The sequence below is a fragment of the Ectothiorhodosinus mongolicus genome, from assembly GCF_022406875.1.
GTDB lineage: Bacteria > Pseudomonadota > Gammaproteobacteria > Ectothiorhodospirales > Ectothiorhodospiraceae > Ectothiorhodospira > Ectothiorhodospira mongolica.
Genome location: NZ_CP023018.1, coordinates 808,333 through 829,111 on the forward strand (window position 1 = coordinate 808,333; position 20,779 = coordinate 829,111).

Annotated in this window: 17 protein-coding genes and 1 tRNA gene; 12 read left to right on the forward strand and 6 right to left on the reverse strand. The window is 55.9% G+C overall.

What is annotated here, in order from left to right; all coding sequences use genetic code 11:
- Nucleotides 1-13 precede the first annotated feature (13 nt).
- The 9 genes from CKX93_RS03670 to katG all read left to right on the forward strand — a co-directional run bounded on the left by CKX93_RS03670 (nucleotide 14) and on the right by katG (nucleotide 11,756).
- On the forward strand, nucleotides 14-1,462 hold the full coding sequence (locus CKX93_RS03670) for an AAA family ATPase (protein WP_076755364.1): 1,449 nt from the start codon (nucleotides 14-16) through the stop codon (nucleotides 1,460-1,462).
- A 14-nt stretch (nucleotides 1,463-1,476) separates the two neighbouring features.
- Nucleotides 1,477-3,231: a DNA primase gene (gene dnaG, locus CKX93_RS03675; RefSeq protein WP_076755365.1), complete on the forward strand. Its 1,755-nt coding sequence runs from the start codon at nucleotides 1,477-1,479 to the stop codon at nucleotides 3,229-3,231.
- 46 nt (nucleotides 3,232-3,277) lie between these two features.
- Nucleotides 3,278-5,146, forward strand: a complete 1,869-nt coding sequence (gene rpoD, locus CKX93_RS03680) for an RNA polymerase sigma factor RpoD (protein ID WP_076755366.1) — start codon at nucleotides 3,278-3,280, stop codon at nucleotides 5,144-5,146.
- Between the two features lie 7 nt (nucleotides 5,147-5,153).
- A tRNA-Ile gene (locus CKX93_RS03685) sits at nucleotides 5,154-5,230 on the forward strand.
- A 65-nt stretch (nucleotides 5,231-5,295) separates the two neighbouring features.
- The gene (locus CKX93_RS03690) at nucleotides 5,296-7,047 is read left to right on the forward strand and encodes a solute carrier family 23 protein (protein WP_076755367.1); all 1,752 of its coding nucleotides are present in this window, start codon (nucleotides 5,296-5,298) and stop codon (nucleotides 7,045-7,047) included.
- Complete coding sequence (locus tag CKX93_RS03695) at nucleotides 7,047-8,774, forward strand: MBL fold metallo-hydrolase (RefSeq protein ID WP_076755368.1); 1,728 nt, start codon at nucleotides 7,047-7,049, stop codon at nucleotides 8,772-8,774. Before CKX93_RS03690 ends, CKX93_RS03695 begins: the two co-directional genes overlap by 1 nt.
- Before the next feature lie 25 nt (nucleotides 8,775-8,799).
- On the forward strand, nucleotides 8,800-8,952 hold the full coding sequence (locus tag CKX93_RS09530) for a DUF2256 domain-containing protein (RefSeq protein ID WP_076755369.1): 153 nt from the start codon (nucleotides 8,800-8,802) through the stop codon (nucleotides 8,950-8,952).
- A 15-nt stretch (nucleotides 8,953-8,967) separates the two neighbouring features.
- Nucleotides 8,968-9,462, forward strand: a complete 495-nt coding sequence (locus CKX93_RS03705) for a hypothetical protein (RefSeq protein ID WP_143339924.1) — start codon at nucleotides 8,968-8,970, stop codon at nucleotides 9,460-9,462.
- A 107-nt stretch (nucleotides 9,463-9,569) separates the two neighbouring features.
- Complete coding sequence (gene katG, locus CKX93_RS03710; protein WP_076755371.1) at nucleotides 9,570-11,756, forward strand: catalase/peroxidase HPI; 2,187 nt, start codon at nucleotides 9,570-9,572, stop codon at nucleotides 11,754-11,756.
- A gap of 52 nt (nucleotides 11,757-11,808) precedes the next feature.
- On the opposite strand, the gene CKX93_RS03715 is transcribed toward katG, so the two are convergent.
- From CKX93_RS03715 to CKX93_RS03740, 5 genes are all read right to left on the reverse strand, one after another.
- Nucleotides 11,809-12,720 (reverse strand): DMT family transporter, encoded by a 912-nt coding sequence (locus CKX93_RS03715; RefSeq protein ID WP_076755372.1) that lies wholly within the window; start codon nucleotides 12,718-12,720, stop codon nucleotides 11,809-11,811.
- Nucleotides 12,721-13,065 carry a pirin family protein gene (locus CKX93_RS09535; protein WP_084178648.1) on the reverse strand — a complete coding sequence of 115 codons (345 nt, stop codon included), beginning with the start codon at nucleotides 13,063-13,065 and terminating at the stop codon, nucleotides 12,721-12,723.
- A gap of 135 nt (nucleotides 13,066-13,200) precedes the next feature.
- On the reverse strand, nucleotides 13,201-13,944 hold the full coding sequence (locus tag CKX93_RS03730; RefSeq protein ID WP_076755373.1) for a competence/damage-inducible protein A: 744 nt from the start codon (nucleotides 13,942-13,944) through the stop codon (nucleotides 13,201-13,203).
- 11 nt (nucleotides 13,945-13,955) lie between these two features.
- A complete protein-coding gene (hemH, locus tag CKX93_RS03735) occupies nucleotides 13,956-15,071 on the reverse strand; it encodes a ferrochelatase (RefSeq protein WP_076755374.1) in 1,116 nt (371 codons plus the stop codon).
- An 89-nt stretch (nucleotides 15,072-15,160) separates the two neighbouring features.
- Nucleotides 15,161-15,700 (reverse strand): HNH endonuclease, encoded by a 540-nt coding sequence (locus CKX93_RS03740; RefSeq protein ID WP_076755906.1) that lies wholly within the window; start codon nucleotides 15,698-15,700, stop codon nucleotides 15,161-15,163.
- A gap of 218 nt (nucleotides 15,701-15,918) precedes the next feature.
- Between CKX93_RS03740 and CKX93_RS03745 the strand changes: the two genes are divergently transcribed.
- The 3 genes from CKX93_RS03745 to CKX93_RS03755 are packed head-to-tail and all read left to right on the forward strand — an operon-like array spanning nucleotide 15,919 to nucleotide 18,724.
- Nucleotides 15,919-17,052, forward strand: coding sequence for a Re/Si-specific NAD(P)(+) transhydrogenase subunit alpha (locus CKX93_RS03745; protein WP_076755375.1), 1,134 nt, complete (start codon nucleotides 15,919-15,921; stop codon nucleotides 17,050-17,052).
- The gene (locus CKX93_RS03750) at nucleotides 17,049-17,339 is read left to right on the forward strand and encodes an NAD(P) transhydrogenase subunit alpha part 2 (RefSeq protein ID WP_076755376.1); all 291 of its coding nucleotides are present in this window, start codon (nucleotides 17,049-17,051) and stop codon (nucleotides 17,337-17,339) included. The genes CKX93_RS03745 and CKX93_RS03750 overlap by 4 nt, the downstream gene beginning before the upstream one ends.
- Nucleotides 17,339-18,724, forward strand: coding sequence for an NAD(P)(+) transhydrogenase (Re/Si-specific) subunit beta (locus tag CKX93_RS03755; protein WP_076755377.1), 1,386 nt, complete (start codon nucleotides 17,339-17,341; stop codon nucleotides 18,722-18,724). Before CKX93_RS03750 ends, CKX93_RS03755 begins: the two co-directional genes overlap by 1 nt.
- Nucleotides 18,725-18,742: 18 nt before the next feature.
- Here CKX93_RS03755 and CKX93_RS03760 read toward each other — a convergent pair whose 3' ends face one another.
- Nucleotides 18,743-20,770 carry a primosomal protein N' gene (locus CKX93_RS03760; protein ID WP_076755907.1) on the reverse strand — a complete coding sequence of 676 codons (2,028 nt, stop codon included), beginning with the start codon at nucleotides 20,768-20,770 and terminating at the stop codon, nucleotides 18,743-18,745.
- Nucleotides 20,771-20,779: the final 9 nt, after the last annotated feature.

Below are 20,779 nucleotides of genomic sequence, written 5' to 3' on the forward strand. Positions count from 1 at the left end.
CGGAGTCTATTTGATGAATGAAGAAACCCTTTCGTCAGAATCCTTGGATCGCCTTGGCCTGTTGCAACAGCCCTTCGCGGTGACTATGGGTGAGCAATTCCTCTTTGTCGATCCCGGTATCGATATGGGTGTGAATGTGGTGTTGCAACATCTGCGCGGCCCACAGAACCTGGTGGTGCTGCGCGGAGAGACGGGCTCAGGGAAAAGCACGCAGCTGCTGCGTATTCTTGCCAGCGGTGAGGCGGACTTGGATTTTTGTGCGTTTCGCGCGCGAACCGATACGACATTGGCCGCCATCGAAACTGCAGTTTCCTCATTTTGGCAAGAAAAGCTGGCCGCAGCTCAGGCGGATGAACTGGCCAGCGGTAGCCTCGGCTTACAGCTCACGCAGTTGATGCAAGATGGGCTGAAACCGGTCTTGGCGATTGATGATGCGGATCGGCTGCCTGCCGATGTGATTGCTGAATTACTGGATATCCGGCAACAAATCCTGCAGCGTTTCTCGAACAGCTTTGGCCTGTTATTGGTTGGCAGCCCCCGTATTGAAGAGCGGCTCAACAGTATCTGTGACGACAGCGACATGCTGTTGGCACCCATGATTATTCAGCAGCGCCCGCTCAATAGTGAACAGACCCGGGCCTATTTAACGCATCGCTTGCGCGCCGCGGGATTGCGCGATATGGACTTACTCGATGATGCAGCCATGCAGGATATCCATCGCCGCAGCGGCGGACTTCCAGGACAAATCAATCAACTGGCCAGTCAAACCCTGCGCGCCATCGCCGACTCAATGGCGGGCGATCAACTAGGCTCCAGCCTAGGCATCAAAAAACTGGCCTTTGGCGGCATGCCCGCCCAGCCTTTGCGCACGTGGTTGGGAGCCGCAGCCAGTGTGGTGATTTTGGGCGGTGGCGCTTTACTGATTGGCTTAGCGACGCGTCCATCGGTGCCTGTGGAGGATCCGCTCAGTCGGCCTTTGGTCTTACCTGAACGTCCTGCTGAAGTCACTGTACAACCCGAAGCAGCGCCCGAGGTCAGTGCCGAGCCCAGTATGGCACCTGTTGAGCCGGCCACCGCCGAGACGCGCGAGACTGCGCCCGCTCCCGAGGCGCCTACTGCGCCACCTCCCTCCGCAGCCGCCACACCCCCAATGGCTGAGACCACAGGCGTCTTGGGCGCTGACTGGCTGAGGCAACAAGACCCCAGTCAGTTCACCCTACAATTCATCTCAGGCAGTGACGCCGAGGCGTTGCGCGCTTATGCCCAGCGCGTTGATCTGCCGGGCGAGGTCGCCATATTTAGCGTACGGCGCAATGACCAAGTCAGTTATGCCTTGGTCTACGGCGTTTACTCAAGCGCTGCGGCGGCGCGCAGTGCGATTGTGGCCTTGCCTGCTGCGGTGCGCCGCAACCAGCCTTTTGCCCGCAGTTTTGCCTCGATCAACGAGGCTATGGCTGATTAAGCCTTGCCCCAGCGATGCCGCGTATCCCCCAATCTTTCATCGATGAGCTCATTAGCCGCAGCGACATTGTTGAACTCATCGGCTCGCGCCTAGAGCTGAAGAAAAAGGGTCGCGAGTACACGGCCTGCTGCCCGTTTCATGGCGAAAAAACGCCCTCGTTCACGGTCAGCCAGAACAAACAGTTCTATCACTGCTTCGGTTGCGGTGCGCATGGCACGGTGATCAGCTTTCTCATGGAGTATGACAATCTGGGATTTGTTGAAGCCATCGAGGAACTGGCGCAACGGGCTGGCCTGGAGGTACCCCAAGAAGTCGGTCAAGCAGATCGCAGCGACACCAACCAGCGCCTTTATTTGGCGCAGCAGATGGCCGCTGAACACTTTGCTGAGAATCTTAGGCGCAGCCCGGAGGCCATCGACTACCTCAAAAACCGCGGCCTCACGGGCAATATTGCGCGCGACTATCAACTGGGTTTTGCGCTGGATCGGTTTGATGACCTGATGCCGGCACTGCTGCGCCAGTTTAGTGAGAAAGAGCTGCTCACAGCGGGTCTATTGACCCGCAAAGATGGAGGTAAACCCTATGATCGCTTTCGTGGGCGCATCATGTTTCCCATCCGCGACACCCGGGGTCGGGTGGTCGGCTTTGGCGGGCGGGTTTTGGCCCAGCAAGAACCCAAGTATCTCAACACCGCCGAAACTCCCATCTTCCACAAGGGTCGGCAACTCTATGGGCTATATGAAGCGCGCAAGGCTTCGCCGCGGCTGGAGAGCCTGCTGGTGGTGGAAGGCTATATGGATGTCATCGCCCTAGCTCAATACGGCATCAAAAATGCCGTGGCCACCTTGGGCACAGCAACCACGCACGAACATGTGGAGCGGCTGTTACGGGTGGTACCCAAAATCGTCTTTTGTTTTGATGGCGACCGTGCCGGCAAAGAGGCGGCGTGGCGGGCGCTAGAACAAGCCCTACCCAGCATTCGCGATGGGGTGGAACTGCGGTTCTTGCTGCTTCCGGAGGGCGAAGACCCCGATACACTGGTACGGCAGCTGGGCACCGAGGCTTTTGTGCAGCAGGTTCAAGCCGCCACCCCCTTGTCGGATATGTTGATTCAAGGCTTGGGCGAGCGCTTTGACCAAAGCTCCCGTGAGGGACGAGCCGCTTTGGGATTAGAAGCCGTGCGTCTTTTGCGACTGATGCCCGAGGGCTTGCTGCGTAGTCAGATCATCAGTGATATCGCGCCTTTAGCGGGGGTGAGCTCTGCGGAATTGAACGAGCGGCTGGGCAAAGCTGAGAGCCGCCCAGCAACCACGCCAGCACCACCCAAGCGGCCTTCAGGGCAACGCCGCTCTGGTCTGAGCATGAATCCCGTGCGCATGGCGATCACCTTACTTTTAGAAGACCCCGGCCTGGCCAAAGCAGTGAAGGATTTTGCTTGGTTGGCCGAGATAGAACTGCCCGGTGTGGATATTTTGTTGGCTTTGCTTGAAACCTTAAGCAAAGAACCCCATCTAAACACTGCGCAGTTATTGGAGCGCTGGCGCGAGCATGAATGGAGTGTTCACCTGCATAAACTGGCAGAAAAGTCCTTACCCGGCGTCGCCGAAGAGGATAGACCGGTGATTTTACGTGACGCTTTGGGCAGGCTGACTGAACAAGCTGACTCTCAGCAAGCGAATGAGTTGTTGAATGTGGCTCAGACCCGCAGCTTGAGTGCAGAAGAAAAACAGACGCTGCAAGCGATTTTGTCTCGCAGGGGACATAAATAACTGCTATTATTAACGGTTTGCGTATTTCGGGGCTGGGCGGCGTTTCATGAATCACGACGAGCAACAATCACGGCTCAAAGAGCTGATTGCCAAAGGCAAGGAACAGGGCTACCTGACCTATGCCGAGGTCAATGACCACCTGCCTGACACCATTGTGGATCCGGAGCAGATCGAAGACATCATTGCGATGATCAATGATATGGGGATCACCGTTCATGAACAGGCCCCCGATGCCGATACCCTGATCCTCTCGGATAACTCGGTCTCAACCGACGAGGATGCCGCAGAAGAAGCGGCCGCCGCGCTGGCCTCAGTGGACGGCGATTTTGGCCGCACCACGGATCCCGTGCGCATGTACATGCGCGAGATGGGTACGGTTGAGCTGCTCACCCGCGAAGGTGAAATCAGCATCGCCAAGCGCATCGAAGAAGGCTTGGCGCAGGTGCTGTTTGCCCTGGCCCACTCGCCTAAAGTCATTGCATTGCTGCTCTCGGAATACGGCCAAGTGGAAGCCGGAAACGTCAAACTGACTGATGTTTTGGTGGGCTTTTTGGGCCCTGATGGTGAGCCGGAAACCCCGCAGGCTCAGGCCGATAATGATTCCAATAACAACAACAGCGATAACGCCAACGATGATGATGGCAATGGCGACGATGACAGCGACGATGATGATGATTCAGAAAACGCCGCCCCCGAAGACACGGGACCGGATCCAGAGGAAGCCCGTCAGCGCTTTGAGCAATTGGAAGTCATTTATGAGCGCGCCATGGAGTATGCGGCCCAGGGTGATCAGGACAAATATCGTGAAACCCGCGTCGAGATGGCGCAATTTTTCATGGAATTTAAGCTGATTCCGCGCCTGGTTGACCGTCTCACCGCTGACCTTCATGAGATGGTGGCCCGCATTCGCGCTCAGGAGGATTTCCTCATTCGCCTGTGTGTAGAAACCAGTGGCATGCCCCGCAAAGAATTCATCCGCAGCTTCCCCAAGAATGCCACCAACCTGAAATGGGTCGACGAGCTGCTTGAAGGCAAGGCCGCGCGTTACAAGGAAGCTTTGGCTGAACAGCGCGATGACATCGTCAAAGCCCAGAAACGTTTGCTGGCGATTGAAGATGAGGCCACGCTGACCATTGGCGAGATCAAAGATATTAACCGCCGCATGTCGATTGGTGAGGCCAAAGCGCGCCGCGCCAAGAAAGAAATGGTGGAGGCAAACCTGCGCTTGGTGATTTCTATTGCCAAGAAGTACACGAATCGTGGCCTGCAGTTCCTGGACCTGATTCAGGAAGGCAACATCGGCCTGATGAAAGCCGTGGACAAGTTTGAATACCGGCGCGGTTATAAGTTCTCGACCTACGCCACTTGGTGGATTCGCCAGGCGATCACCCGCTCGATCGCCGACCAAGCCCGCACCATCCGTATTCCGGTACATATGATTGAGACCATCAACAAACTCAATCGCATCAGCCGGCAGATGCTGCAGGAAATGGGCCGCGAAGCGACGCCAGAAGAACTGTCCGAGCGCATGGAAATGCCCGAAGACAAGGTGCGCAAGGTGCTGAAGATCGCCAAAGAGCCTATCTCCATGGAGACGCCCATCGGTGATGACGAAGACTCGCATTTGGGTGATTTCATTGAAGATCAGAACGTGCAATCACCGATTGAGTCGGCAACCCGCGAAAGTCTCTCGGAAACCACCCGCGAGGTGTTGGCCAGCCTGACGCCGCGCGAGGCTAAAGTACTGCGCATGCGCTTTGGCATCGATATGAATACCGACCACACGCTCGAGGAAGTCGGTAAACAGTTTGATGTCACGCGTGAACGTATTCGCCAGATCGAGGCCAAGGCCCTGCGCAAGCTACGCCACCCCAGCCGCTCCGAGCTGCTGCGCAGCTTCCTCGACAGCGAGTAAGTGTTACGGGCCTGTAGCTCAGTTGGTTAGAGCAGGGGACTCATAATCCCTTGGTCGTCGGTTCGAGTCCGACCGGGCCCACCACCTCACTACCCCAGCGAAATCGTGATATCGTCCTGTACAGAGCAACAAGCGAATACAGGCAGAGTATGAGCAAACCGCCATCTGAAGACGCGAATATCCTCTACGCTGTTGACGATAAACCGCCTCATCTGCTCTCTGCCCTTTTGGGCTTTCAAGTTGTTGCCCTGATTCTCGCCTTTATTGTGCTGATCCCAGTGATCGCGCTGGATGCTGGCGGCATGGATGACAATGCCAAAGCTTGGGCGGTGTTTGCGACGCTGATGGTGAGTGGTTCGGTCACCATTCTGCAAGCCAAAGCAATAGGACCCATTGGGGCGGGTTATGTGCTGTTCATGGGCACATCTGGGGCATTTATTGCGGTCTCCGTTTCAGCGCTTCAAGCGGGCGGGCTTCCACTCTTAGCCTCACTGATCATCGCCTCCTCGCTGGTGCAATTTTTATTCGCCAACCGCTTGGGCTTGCTGCGGAAAATCATCACGCCGACGGTGGGTGGCACAGTTGTTGCCTTGATTGCCGTCGCTGTCATCCCGATTGCTTTAAACATGTTGAACGTGCGTCCGGAAAATTATGCGGGCACAGATTCAGCGGCCGCATGGACCGCAGCGCTGACGCTGGTGGTGATCCTGGGACTCTCTTTTTTCGGCAACAAGAAATGGCGCTTGTGGGGACCTGTCATTGGCGTCGTCACTGGCTCGATATTTGCGCATTTCATGGGCTTAACCGATTTGCGCGCATTGGCTGAAGCGGATTTTATTGGCCTTCCACCGGCGAGCTGGCCGGGGATTGATTTAAGTTTTAGCACGGCTTTTTGGGTGTTGTTGCCGGGCTTTATCATCGTCACTGTCATTGGGGCGCTCGAAACCTATGGCGATGGTATCGCCATCCAAGAGGTATCCAGACGCGGACGCAACCCAACCGATTACAAAGCCGTCCAAGGCGCAGTGTCTGCGGATGGCATGGGGAATTTACTGTCAGGCCTGAGTGGCACGCTGCCTAATACGACCTACTCCACCAGCGTTTCAGTGGTCGATTTAACGGGCGTTGCCGCCAGGCGGGTGGGTATTTATGGCGGCATTATTCTCATGTTGCTGGCTTTTTCCCCGAAAGTTTCAGCCTTGCTACAGTCGATACCAGGTCCCGTTGGCGGCGTGTTTTTGTTTTTCTTGATTGTCCTGTTATTTGCCCACGGTATCCGACTGATTGTGAGCGACGGCCTGTCTTTTGATAGCGGCATCATCTTCGGTGTGTCTTTGTGGATGGGTTATGGCTTTCAGGCCCAGGGGGTGTTCCACGAGCTGATGCCGCCAATGATGGCCCAACTCCTGGATAATGGCATGACCACCGGCGGCCTCACCGCTATCGCCTTATCCCTATTGCTGACGCTCAAGCGCTCCAAAGCGCACCGCCTGACCGTGCCCGCGAAAGCTTCCGCCCTACCACAAATCATGAGTTTCGCGCGTGAAAAAGCCGAGCAAGCAGATTGGCGCGGGGATGATGTCATGCGCCTAGAATTAGCGCTCGAAGAGGCTTTTTTGTATCAAGTCGAGAAAGCCGGTGAAGATAATGACTTTAAGATTCGCTTATCACTGCGCAAACTCGATCATAAACTCGAGGTGGAGTTTGTCAGCGCCCCCGCTGAGGATAATCTCGAAGCGGTCATTCAAAATATGCAAACGGATTCTGATTTTTCGGCCGATGATCTGCGCCTGCGTCTTTTGGCGGGAATGGTGGAAAAACTCTCGCATGAGCAGTTTAATCAGCAGGACTATCTGTCGCTGGTCATCGCGCAAAAACGCGAAGTACAGCGCCTAAGCTAATGGAGGCGAATACGTGGCAACTCGTTCCGGGCAGCGACCGAGTTGAGATCTATCCGATCATCTCTAAGCCAAGCATCCTATCCTCGAACTGCTATCTACTCTCAGCGCCGAATGCACTCATTGTTATTGATCCGGGCGCAAACCCAACACAAACGGCTATCATCAACGCGGTACTGAATGAAGCATTGTCAGCCAAGCCGCGGCCGGTGCTGAGCTTTTTGACGCACTGCCACCAAGATCACTCTCAAGAACTGGGCTCAATAGCCCTGCCTGAGGGGATCGAGATCAAGCACTTTGCCCATGAGGCGGGCGTTGATGCTTTAGCCAGGGGTGATAAACAACTCACCGTGGCCTATCTTTATCCGTGGGAGCCGCCCGTGTGCACTGCGCCTTTTGCAGGCTGCTTGTTTGACGCACGCCACTGGAAGAACCCCAAGATCATCTCGTATGCGAATGGCGATACATTCGAACTGCGAGGAAAGCTGCTGAACTTGCCCAATGGCACACTGCTCAAGCAGCAATCGATATCGCTGGGCGAGGGTGAAATGCTAGAGCTTTACCACACCCCCGGACACACACCCTGCAGTATTTCACTGCGCGTTGCCCGTTTGCTGTTATCAGGCGATATCTCTTTTGCAGCTAATCCCGGACTGTGCGGGCTCGACGGGTGGAGTCATGCAGACCTCATGGATACCTTAGGCAAGGTCGACTGGCTGTTGCAGCAGCATGACATCGAAGTGTGCTGCACCGGCCATGGCTTTTGCGTACCTGCACCGCAGATGCAGCAAAAGCTGCGCCAAGTCGAAGAAGATGCTCGCGGGCTGGTCGAGGTTGATTCGCTGAATGCCGATCGAATCCGATCACTCAAACTGTATGTTGACGAGTTATTGGAGGAAATGTCCGTTCTGTTCACGATACTGTCGGGACGGCTATATACGGCGTCATTTTATCTATCAGAGCTTGAGGAGGAGGACGCCGCTCAGGAGATTCTGAACCAGAGCGATCTGGATAAAATCGACCGCATACTCTCCGAGTTTAGACGTTTTATCGAGGCATTTAATGCCAGCGAAACGCCCGAATTAACCTTGGTCTTAAAGGGCGTGCAAGTGGCAGGTTCATTGCAAAATCTGCTCGACGGGTCAGTATTGAGTGACTTGTTGGACTCTTCACTAGTGGCACGTGCTCGGCGACTTCTAACCGACTATTTAGGGGCTGTGCGCGGCCTGAAATTTGTGAACAGCGAGAGCTCAGGCAATGTTCATGAACTCCTGAAGAATCTGCAGAAGCGCACCCAAGCGCTGGCGGATCGCGCTGCGCAGGATTTATTGGAATCAGCAGACAGTGAGCAATCCTTTATATCCGCCCTAGCGCGGCGACTATCGAGTCAATCTCCCTTGCGGCACGCCGAACTCACCCTCGTGACCGAAGCGCAATCAGGTGATATTGCATTCAGCATTGAACGTTTGGATGACATATTGAGCAATCTCATTGAGAGCACGATCGCGCGCGGCGCTCGGCACATTCAGATTAGAACGGAGTCTCTGGCAGATCACATACTGATCAGTCTCTCAGCTCAGCCGGCGGTTGCACCGACATCATTCTCCCCGCGGCGCCTGAGTCTGTACTGCCGCATGTTAGGTTGGTTATCGGGAAGCTTAGAATGGGTCGAGGTCGATGGCGGAACGGAATTTCTCTTACATGTTCCGACCCAAATGACCAAGCTATAAAGAAGATGACAGGCGACTAAAGCAGGTGTCATTTCGCGGCAACAAAAGCTATCTACCGAGCAAACCCTGCGTGGTTTGCGGCCGCACCATGACTTGGCGAAAGTCGTGGGCCAAAAACTGGGAAAGCGTTAAGTATTGCTCCGAAGCTTGCAAGCGCAAGAAACCGCGATCGAGTTAGCGTATGCTGGCTCTCATGAAGCGATCTTCCAAAGTCAGAGCAGCCGCATGGATCGTATTGGCCGCAGCGCTATGCGCCTTTGCGGTAGGTGCACAGGCCGAAACCGCAGAGGGCTTAATGTCCTGTGAACTCACTAATCCCGAGCACGGACAGGTCAGCCAAGTAGATATTCGATACTCTTTTACGTCTTGCGGGCGCCTGAGTGTCGACGTCCAAGAAAATAGCCAGCTCTTATTTAGTACCCACACCCGTCTGGATGTGTTGGAGTCTGATGACGGAGTATGGCGTTTTGAAGGCGCTCTGTCGCAAAACGCACTGATTCGTGAGAAGCGATTTCAAACGACGATGGGTTTGCATGGGCAGCAAGTCGTTCTTAACCATATCCGCGATACCCGATGGGAAGGGCAGTTACAAAACCCGCGCGTATCGCAGGGTTCGGGCACGCTAATTTGCGAGCACTCGTGGGATGCTTTGGCGACCGTGTTCGCTTGGGCAGAGCAGCTGCGCTAAACCGTGTGTTCTGGACGTCAAATCCTCGGTAACGCTTTGACACCGATTTAGACAAAGTCTAAAGTAGGGGACGTTTATTCAAACCCCATACAGAGGAACACGACCCTATGAGCGAACAGACTTCTTCCGGCAAATGCCCTGTGATGCATGGTGCCCAAACTTCCATGAGCACTGCGAAGATGGATTGGTGGCCCAATGCGCTGAACCTCGACATCTTGCATCAACACGACGCCAAGACCGATCCGCTGGGTGAAGACTTTGATTACGCTGAAGAATTTAAGAAGCTGGACCTAGAAGCGGTGAAAAAAGACCTGCATGCGCTGATGACCGATAGCCAAGAGTGGTGGCCGGCAGACTGGGGTCACTATGGCGGTTTGATGATCCGCATGGCTTGGCACGTCGCAGGGACCTACCGTATCGCCGATGGCCGTGGCGGTGCTGGTACAGGTAACCAGCGGTTTGCTCCGCTCAACAGCTGGCCCGACAACACCAACCTCGATAAAGCACGTCGCTTGTTGTGGCCCATTAAGAAAAAATACGGCAATAAGCTCTCTTGGGCTGACCTGATGGTTTTGGCCGGCAATATCGCCTATGAGTCCATGGGTCTGAAGACCTTTGGGTTTGGCGGCGGTCGCGCCGATATCTGGCACCCAGAGAAAGACATCTACTGGGGTTCGGAAAAAGAATGGCTCGCTCCCTCGGGCAGTGAAGGCTCTCGTTACTCAGGCGAGCGTGATCTCGCAAACCCGCTGGCTGCCGTGATGATGGGTTTGATCTATGTGAACCCTGAAGGCGTGGACGGCCAGCCTGATCCGCTGAAGACGGCCCATGATGTGCGCATTACCTTTGCTCGCATGGCCATGAATGATGAAGAAACTGTTGCGCTGACCGCCGGTGGCCACACGGTCGGCAAGTGCCACGGCAACGGTGATGCCGCCAATTTGGGTGAAAGCCCGGAAGGTGCTGATATCCATGAGCAAGGCTTTGGCTGGAATGCCAAATCTGGCCGTGGCGTTGGTCGCAACGCTGTCACCAGCGGCATTGAAGGTGCTTGGACCACGCATCCCACCAAATTTGACAACGGCTACTTCAAAATGTTGTTTGAGCATGAGTGGGAACTGAAGAAGAGCCCGGCCGGTGCTTGGCAGTGGGAACCCACCAACATCAAGGAAGAAGATAAGCCGGTGGATGTTGAAGACCCGTCCATTCGGTACAACCCGATCATGACGGATGCCGATATGGCGATGATCAAGGACCCTGAGTACCGCAAGATTTCTGAGCGGTTCTACAAGGATCCGGAATACTTCCAGGAAGTCTTTGCCCGCGCTTGGTTCAAGCTGACCCACCGCGATATGGGGCCAAAAGTGCGTTACTTGGGCCCGGATGTCCCGCAAGAAGATCTGATCTGGCAAGACCCGGTTCCCAGCGTTGACTACACGCTCAGTGATGCGGAAATTGCCGACATCAAAGCCAAGATCCTGGCAACGGGTTTGAGCGTGTCTGAGCTGGTGGCCACTGCTTGGGACAGCGCCCGTACTTTCCGCGGCTCCGACAATCGGGGTGGAGCCAATGGTGCACGCATCCGTTTGGCGCCGCAGAAAGATTGGGAAGGCAACGAGCCTGCTCGCCTGAGCAAAGTGCTGTCTGCCCTGGAAGGCATCAAGGCTGGCTTGTCCAAGTCCGTGAGTATGGCTGACTTGATCGTTCTAGGCGGCACTGCTGCAGTTGAGAAAGCCGCTCATGACGCTGGCGTTCAGGTCACCGTGCCGTTTGCTCCGGGTCGTGGTGATGCTACCCAGGAAATGACGGATGTCGAGTCTTTTGAAGTGCTAGAGCCGCTGCACGATGGCTTCCGCAACTGGCAGAAGCAAGACTATGTGGTGCAGCCTGAGGAAATGCTGTTGGATCGCGCCCAGTTGATGGGCCTGACCGCCCCGGAGATGACCGTGTTGATTGGTGGCATGCGCGTTTTGGGAACCAACCACGGCGGCTCCAAGCACGGCGTATTCACCGACAAGGTCGGTGTGCTGTCCAACGATTTCTTCGTGAATCTGACCGACATGGCTTACTCCTGGAAGCCGGCTGGCACGAATCAGTATGAAATCGTCGATCGTAAGAGCGGGCAAACCAAATGGACCGCCACTCGCGCGGATCTGGTGTTTGGTTCCAACTCGATTCTGCGTTCCTACGCTGAGGTCTACGCCCAAGACGACAACAAAGAGAAGTTTGTGAAAGACTTTGTTGCCGCTTGGACCAAGGTGATGAACGCCGATCGCTTCGATCTGCATCGGTAATTAAGCTTCACAGGCAGTACCGGCGGCGTCCTTCGGGGCGCCGTTTTTTTGTCTAGGTGTTTTTCGTCCTCAAAAAACTGGCGAGCATGATGCCGGTCGCAATTAGCAGGGCGCCAATACCATGAAACGGTTGCAGGCGCTCCCCCAGAAAAATAATCGCCATCGCCGCGCCAAAGAGCGGCATGAGGTGGATATACTGCCCAGTGCGATTGGGGCCCAACTCTTGCACCGCGCGATTCCAAAAAACGTAAGCCAGGACCGAAGGAAAAACAGCCACATAGGCGATGACGCTAATATTGGCCGCGTTCATGGCCAGGCGATTTCCCCACCACAAGACATCAACCGCGTACAAGGGAATTAAAGGAATCACGCCGATGGCGATGATCGCTCCCAAAAAAGCCCCGGGACTGATATCGGCGGGGCGCCAACGTAGAAAAACCGAATACAAAGCCCAATCAAGACTGGCGGCCAACAGCCACAAATCGCCGCGATTCCAAGTCATATCGGTGAGCAGCGTCGGCCTGCCCTCGGTGAGGATCACCAGCACCCCCGCTAATGACAACACAATCCCTAAAAGCTGAAGGCGACTCAGGCGCACTTGAAAAATCAGAAACGATAGGGCGAGAATAATCAGCGGGATGGCTGAGGCCAGCAAAACACCATTGGTTGCCGGAGAGGTCTGCAGGCCGAAATAGGCAAAGGTGTTGTAATTGGTGATCCCCAACACCGCGAACAGCGTCAGTACCGCCCAGTGCTGCCGGATCAGGGCGCGCTGGGTCCACATCGCCTTGTACACAAAGGGCAGAATCACCAACAGCGCCAGGCTCCAGCGCCAAAAAGACAGGGCCGCGGGTGAAATCTCAGCGTGCATGGCACGCGCCAAAACAAAATTGCCCGCCCAAAATAAGGGAGGCAGTATGGCCAACAGGCTGACCGGCACCACGAGGCGCCGGCTCAACTGCATCTAGGCCTCCGGCCGCAAATCAAACACCAATAGTTCAGCGTCTTGCCCCTGACTGATTTCCAAATGCTCAGGATAGCGTAATTTAAGCGCGTCCCCAGCATGCAGAGTGTGTTCATTAATGCACAGTGCTCCGCGAGCCAGATGCACATAGGTAAAAATCTCCATGTCGCGGTGGCCATGCATGTCAAAGCCGCAGGCAGGTTGCACGTAGTCGTCATTAATGACACGCAGATCCGAAAAGCCCATGTGTTCTGGATCGTAATAGCGCCCGAAAGAGAAGCTGTGGCGCGAGCTCAGCCATCCATGCTCAGCCAGCCCCCGATCATTAGCCAAACGCAATTCCATTACTCTCCACGCCTCCGCAGATCAATCAACAAGCAACGCCTAGGTTAGCTTGGTCAATCAACGCAAAAAATGCGTTAATCTGCAAAAATTTATTGCTTAAAAAGCAATAATCAAGTTCGCCGCAGGGCGCCCCACTCAATCCAACTCTTTCCAGGCGACTCCTAGAGCACTGAGCGCATGCATGAGCTCTTCCATCGCTTCTGCCACCTCTGTAGCCGCGCCTCTTAACCCTAACTCCACCTCACGACACCCGGGCTTGCCCGAGGGCAAACTGGAGACCCGAAGCGCGGGGTAAGCAGCAGTAATCGACTCCATCACTGGAATAAGCTCTGACTCGGGGGTGTTTTCGATCAGCACGCGTTGCTCTATTTGCGGGGCCGCATGATGTAAATGTGGGTAGAGGGTATCCAAGACCCATTCAATCATTGGCCAGGCCATATTCGGAAAACCCGGCACACAATGATGATGTGCGTAACTAAAGCCGGGGATTTCATTGACTGGGTTAGGGATGAGGGTGGCCCCTTGAGGAAACTCGGTCATGCGAATGCGGTGTGGATAAGCCTCTTCACCGAAGCGGCGCTCAAGAATGGCTGCGGCCTCAGGATGTTGCTCCAAGCTTGCGCCGGCGGCCATGGCGAGACATTGACGGGTTCGATCATCGGGGGTGGCGCCGATACCGCCAAAGCTCAGCACCACGGAACGGCTCGCCATGGTCGACACGAAAGTTTGCGTTAGAAGCTCGGGATCATCGCCAACAAAATGCACGAACGACAATTCCATACCGCGCGCGTCAAGCGCATCAATAAGAAAAGCCATATGCCGATCTTGACGCTTGCCGGAGAGCAACTCATCACCAATGATGACGGCACCGACGCGCATTAGAGCAGCGCTCAGTTCTTCGAGCCGATAGCCAGCGCCCGCTCGCGCGCCCGCTCGCCCTCTTGGCGCAGCGACTCTCCGTCATAGTCCGACTGGGCCTCGGGCCAGCCTTGAATATGTTGCTGGATGACAGCGGCCACGGCATCCATGTGGTCATCACGGGCGTTCAGCGCAGGAATGTAGCCGAACTTCTCGCCACCGGCATGCAGAAAATCCTCCTCACCCTCATCGGCGATTTCTTCTAGGGTCTCCAAGCAATCAGCTGAGAAGCCCGGACAAACCACATGCAGGCTTTTCACGCCCTTGGCAGGCAGGCCCTTAATGGTCTCTTGGGTATAAGGGGTAAGCCACTGCGCCTTGCCAAAGCGCGATTGAAAGCACACAGACCAGCGATCTGAGTCATTGGCCATCCCTAGTTTTTCGGTGACCAAGCGCGCCGTGGCACGACAGAAACAATGGTAGGGATCACCCTCTTCCAGATACTTTTGCGGGATCCCATGAAATGAAAACAATAGATGATCAGCTTCGCCATGTTCGGCCCAATACTCACGAATACTGTTGGCCACCGACTGGATGTAATGCGGATCCGTGTGGTAGCTCATCACGAAGCGTACCTCAGGTACCCAACGCCATTGACGCAGCGTATTGGTGACCTCATCGAACGTCGATGCCGTGGTTGAGGCAGCATACTGCGGATACATGGGCAGAATCAGAATGCGACGTGCGCCAGCTCGACGAAGTTCGTCTAAACCCGCAGCTATCGAGGGGTTGCCATAGCGCATGGCAATGGCCACCTTAACCGGGCCAGGCACACTGGCGCTCAGACGCTCTTGTAAGCCCTCTTGCTGGCGCTTTGTAATGACCAGAAGGGGCGAGCCCTCTTCCCACCAAATAGAGGCATACTTGGCCGCGCTTTTTTGCGGTCGGGTGTTGAGAATAATGCCGTTAAGTATGACCCACCATAGCGGTCGCGGGGCGTCCACAACGCGCGGATCCCACAGGAACTGTTTCAGATAGCGCCGCAGGGCCGAGCGGGTCGGCGCGTCCGGTGTGCCAAGATTGGTTACCAGAATACCGAGGGTCTGAGGTGTCCCGTGACGATAGTCTGGCTCTCCGAGATAATTCATATTCTGTGGTTTTGAAATCAGCTTAAAAGGCGTGACTGTAAACTGACCGGGCGCTTTAGGCCAGCTTTTGCTGTCATTGAAGGAAAAAATTATTGCTTTAAACGGGTGCGCAAGGGGCTAGAGCGCGGGAAATGCGCCTGCAGGAACTCCATTTGATCGGCCAGAACGCGTCGACCCTGCAGATAAATGTATTCCGCATGCGTCGGCACGAAAGGCACGGCCAGCAGCTGCATATGGGCCTGTTCGGGCGTACGCCCGGCTTTGTGATTGTTGCAGCGCTTACAAGCGGTGACCACATTCGCCCACTCATCATTGCCACCTTGGCTGATCGGCGTGACGTGGTCGCGAGACAGCTCATGGTGGTGAAACGGATTGCCGCAATACAGGCATAGATGCGCATCGCGTTTGAATAGAGCGGGATTATTAAGGGGCGGGGTGTAGGCGTGGTGGAGGGCGCGGTTGGTGCCGTACGTGGCGATAATGCTGTTAACCTCAACCTCGCTGCGCAGACCGCTGCGGGCGTTGACACCGCCACGCAGGCGGTACAGCAAGGTTCCGCAGGTGTAAGCGACCTGGCCGGCATGGTAGAGTCGCACCGCCTGCTGGTAGTTGATCCACTCCATCGGCATGCCCGAGGCGTCAGTACGGAGTACCTGCTGGGTAATTTCGTACACCCTAAAACCTCCTGAGGTCAAGGACTCGCAAAGAATGTGCCGCATTTGCGCGATGAAAGCAACGCTAAGGCAAACCTGTGCAGACGTTTTAAGCCTAGCCAAAGTCGGTTAATATGGACCGCTTTTCAACGCCTGCGTTCAATTTCGCCGCTGTGCACCCCTGGAGTCTGTGAATGCCAATAAAGATTGCTGTCCCGAAAGAGCATGCGCCGGGCGAGAAACGTGTCGCCCTCGATCCCTCAGTGTGCGCCCGCTTCGCCAAAATGGGCCTAGAGGTTCTGCTGGAAAAAGAGGCCGGTAGTGCCGCGCAGTTTTCTGACAGTGCTTACGCTGATGCGCGCATCGTCAATGATGCCAAATCCTTGTTCGGTGAGGCCGACATCGTCGTCAAGGTCGCTCCGCCCAGTGCGGATGAAGTGAAAAAAATGCGTGAGGGCGCGGTGCTGCTGGGCTTTTTCCATGCCCACAAGAACGTCGATATGGTCAAGGCGCTGCAAGCCAAGAAGATCACCGCCTTCGCCATGGAACTGGTACCGCGTATCTCGCGCGCCCAAAGCATGGACGCCCTGTCCTCACAGGCAGCCATCGGCGGCTATAAGGCCGCCATCATGGGTGCGGATCTGGCCTGCCGCTTCTTCCCAATGTTGACCACTGCAGCGGGAACCATTCGCCCATCCAAAGTCATTGTGATCGGCGCTGGGGTCGCGGGGCTGCAAGCCATTGCCACAGCGCGACGCTTGGGTGCCATGGTCGAAGCCTATGACGTACGCTCAGCCACCAAGGAGCAGGTGGAGTCCCTGGGCGCAAAGTTTTTGGATTTGGGCGTTTCTGCTGAAGGTGAAGGTGGATATGCGCGCGAACTGACGGCTGAAGAAAAACAACAGCAACAAGATGCGCTGGCCAAATACATCGGTCAGGCCGATGTGTTGATCACCACCGCCGCTATTCCGGGACGCGATGCGCCCAAGCTAATCCCCCAAAGCATGGTGGATGGTATGAAGCCCGGCGCGGTAATTATTGATCTGGCTGCCGAAGGCGGTGGCAACTGCGAACTTACCCAGCCGGGCAAGACCATTACCCATGGCCATGTGGTGATTCACGGCCCACTCAATGTGCCCAGCCAAGTGGCTCTGCATGCCAGCGAGATGTATGCCAAAAACCTGCTGAATTTTCTCACTCCCGTGATCAAGGAAGGTGCTTTAGCGCTGGATTGGGAGGATGAAGTGATCGCCAAGAGCTGTCTGACCCATGAGGGCCAGATCAAGCATGAAGCCACGCGCAGTCTGATTGAAGGAGCCCAGTCATGATCGAGGGTTTTGTTGCACTCTACATTTTTATGCTCGCCGCCTTCACCGGCTACGAGGTGATTTCCAAGGTGCCGGTGATTTTGCACACGCCGCTGATGTCGGGCTCCAACTTCGTGCATGGCATTGTCTTGGTGGGCACCATGGTGGCTCTGGGACATGCTGAGACCGGCATGCAACAGTTGATTGGCTTTATCGCCGTGATTCTCGCCGCGGGTAATGCCGTGGGCGGCTATGTGGTCACCGAACGCATGCTTGAAATGTTCAAATCCAGCAAGGGGGCCAAATAATGAGCTTTATCGTTAATCTGGCCTATTTTGCGGCTGCTGTTCTTTTCATTATCGGTCTGAAACAGATGGCCTCGCCGGTGACGGCGCGACGCGGCATTATCTGGGCCGGCTATGGCATGGTGTTGGCCACCGCAGTGACCTTCCTGCATCCCGATGTCATTGGCTTTGTGAATTACCTGCTGATTATCTTGGGCATTGGCATTGGCGGTGGACTGGCTTGGTACACCGGTAAGCGGGTGGCCATGACCGACATGCCACAAATGATCGCACTCTATAACGGCATGGGCGGTGGCGCCGCGGCCGGCATCGGCATTGTCGCATTAATGGGCAGCTACCCCTTGGGTTGGACCATCCAATTCATCGCGGTGGTCGGTATTATCATCGGCGCTGTGGCTTTCTCCGGCTCACTAATCGCTTACGGCAAGCTGCAAGGCTTGATCAAGAAATCCTTCCGCTTTGACATGCAGCAAAAGGTCAATCTAGGCGTCTTGGCAGCCACCGTCGTATTGGGCCTGGTCGTCTGGTTCTCAGGAGCCAATGTCAACGGCACTATCCTGCTGCTGTTTGTTGCCTTGGCCCTGTTGTTTGGTGTTCTCATGACCTTACCGATCGGCGGTGCGGATATGCCGGTGGTGATCTCTTTGTACAACGCCCTGACCGGACTGGCTGTGGGCCTCAAAGGCTTGGTGCTGGATAATGCGGCACTGATGATTGCTGGGATTGTGGTGGGCGCTGCCGGTACGCTGCTGACCCAGCTGATGGCCAAAGCCATGAACCGCCCTATCACCAATGTGTTGTTCTCGCACTTCGGTGAGGGCTCTGGCACCGGCGCTGAGGAAGAAGTCAGCGGCTCGATGAAAGAGATCGAAGCCTCCGATGCCGGTGTGATGATGGCCTTTGCCGACAAAGTGATCATTATTCCGGGTTATGGCATGGCGGTGGCTCAGGCGCAGCACAAGATTTGGGAACTCACACAGCTACTCCAGGAACGCGGCGTCGCCGTGAAGTTTGCGATTCATCCAGTGGCGGGTCGCATGCCCGGGCACATGAATGTCCTGCTGGCGGAAGCTGGTGTGCCTTACGACATCATCTATGACCTCGATGAAATCAATAATGAGTTCAAGACGGCCGATGTGGCGATAGTCATTGGCGCCAATGATGTGGTCAATCCGGTGGCTCGCAGCAATCCAGAAAGCCCCATTTATGGCATGCCCATTCTCAATGCCGATGAAGCCAAAAACGTCATCGTCATTAAACGTGGCAAGGGTGCCGGCTTCTCCGGAGTGGAAAACCATCTGTTCTACGCCGACAACACGCGTATGTTGTATGCCGATGGTCAGAAAGCCGCCAGCGATCTGATCAGCGCCATCAAAGAGATTGGCTAAGTGGGGTCCGGCGGCCTGCTAGTGCAGGTCTGCCGGGTCGACATCCAGCGACCAACGAACACGGCGCGCCGTCTCTAAAGTCCCCAGTTGCGGCAAACATTGGCGCAACACGGCCTGTAAAGGCGCACGCTGCTCAGCTTGGATCAAGAGCTGCGCTCGATAGCGGCCAGCGCGGCGCTCCATGGGCGCAGGAGCAGGGCCCCAGAGCTGCACCCGCGCATCACCCTGAGCCGCCAACAACTGATAGGCTTCTGATAAAAATGCCTGAGGCCAGTGCGCCTCAGTCGCTTCGGCGCGCAACAACGCCAAGCTAGCATAGGGGGGAAGCTGCGCCATGCGGCGCTCCTCCAGCAGGACTTCGGCAAAGCGAGCATAACCACCGGCAATCAAACTGCGCAGCAAGGGATGATCGGGCTGATGGGTTTGTACCATCACCTCCCCACGCCGTTCACCCCGACCGGCACGACCAGCGACTTGCACGATGGTCTGCGCCAAACGCTCAATCGCGCGAAAATCGCTGCTGAATAAACCTTGATCGGCGTCCAACACGGCAGCCAAGGTGACATCCGGAAAATCATGCCCCTTGGCGAGCATTTGCGTGCCCACCAAAATCCGGTAATGGCCGCTGCGTATCTCCGCCAACGCATCCTCTAAGGAACCTTTACGGGACGTGCTGTCACGATCAATGCGTACCACGGGATAATCCGGAAAATGTCGTTGTAGGGCCGCTTCGATGCGTTGCGTACCCTCGCCTTGTGGCGCTAAAGCACTATCACAAGCCGGGCAGCGAGGCGGCGGCGAGCACTCATAACCACAATGGTGACAGCGCAGACGCGCTGCGCGTGCATGCCAGGTCATGCGTGCATCACAGCGGCGACAATCGGCCACCCAGCCACAGTCATGACACAGCAGCGCCGGCGCAAAACCGCGGCGATTGAGAAACAGCAGCACTTGCCCCTGTTGCTGCAGATGCTTTTGCATGCGTTCCAACAAAGGCTCCGCCAAACCCTCATCCAAAAAGCGGCGGCGCAAATCCAGTAGCTCGATACGCGGCAGTTCCGCGCCACCGGCACGAGCCGGCAGCCGCACGCGTTGATATTGGCCACGCTGGACATTGGCCAAAGACTCTAACGACGGTGTGGCTGAGCCCAATAAAACGGGCACTGATTCTCTATGCCCACGCAGCATGGCCAGATCACGGGCATGATAGCGAAAGCCCTCGTGCTGTTTCAGTGAGGGATCGTGTTCTTCATCCACAATAATCAAGCCGGGCCGGGCCCAAGGAACAAACACGGCCGAGCGGGTGCCGATAATCACACCCGCTTCCCCACTGCGTGCCAATAGCCAGGCACAATGGCGATCGCCATCACTGAGCGCTGAATGCATAACCGCCACTGGCGTCGGCAGGCGCTCACGAAACCGCGCCACCAGCTGGGGAGTCAAAGCAATCTCTGGCACCAAGACCAGCACCTGTTTACCCTGCGCGAGTGCTGCTTGAGCCAGATGCAGGTACACCTCCGTCTTACCACTGCCGGTAATGCCCTCGAGCAAAAACCCCTGAAACCGCCCCCAATGGCTGCTCACGGCAGCCACGGCCTGCTGTTGCTCGGCATTGAGGGCCGGCCCAGACCCTAAGCTTTCGCATGGCGCTGGTAGGCCACGATGACGCGGTTTTAATTCAGCGGGCTGACCTTGGCGCAGGGTTTTGGGTAAGGCGCTGGCAATGACTTCCCCCAAAGGATACTGGTAGTAGTCAGCTGCCCATTGCAAAAGTCCGAGCAAAGAAGCATCGATCAGCGGGCTTGAGTCTAAAACCTCGAGTATCGGCTTGATGCGACTTTGTGGCAGCTCACTGCCACGTCCATGAGTCATCACCATGCCTACCAGCTTGCGCCGACCAAACATCACTCGAACACGTGCACCTACCACCGGTACTGGCGCATCGGCTAGGGCCAGATAATCAAAACAGCCAGGCAGAGGCACGGGCACCGCAACCTGCAGGATGGGCAGGGTGTCTGAGTTTTGAGATGTGGGCTGACTCGTCATGATCCCACA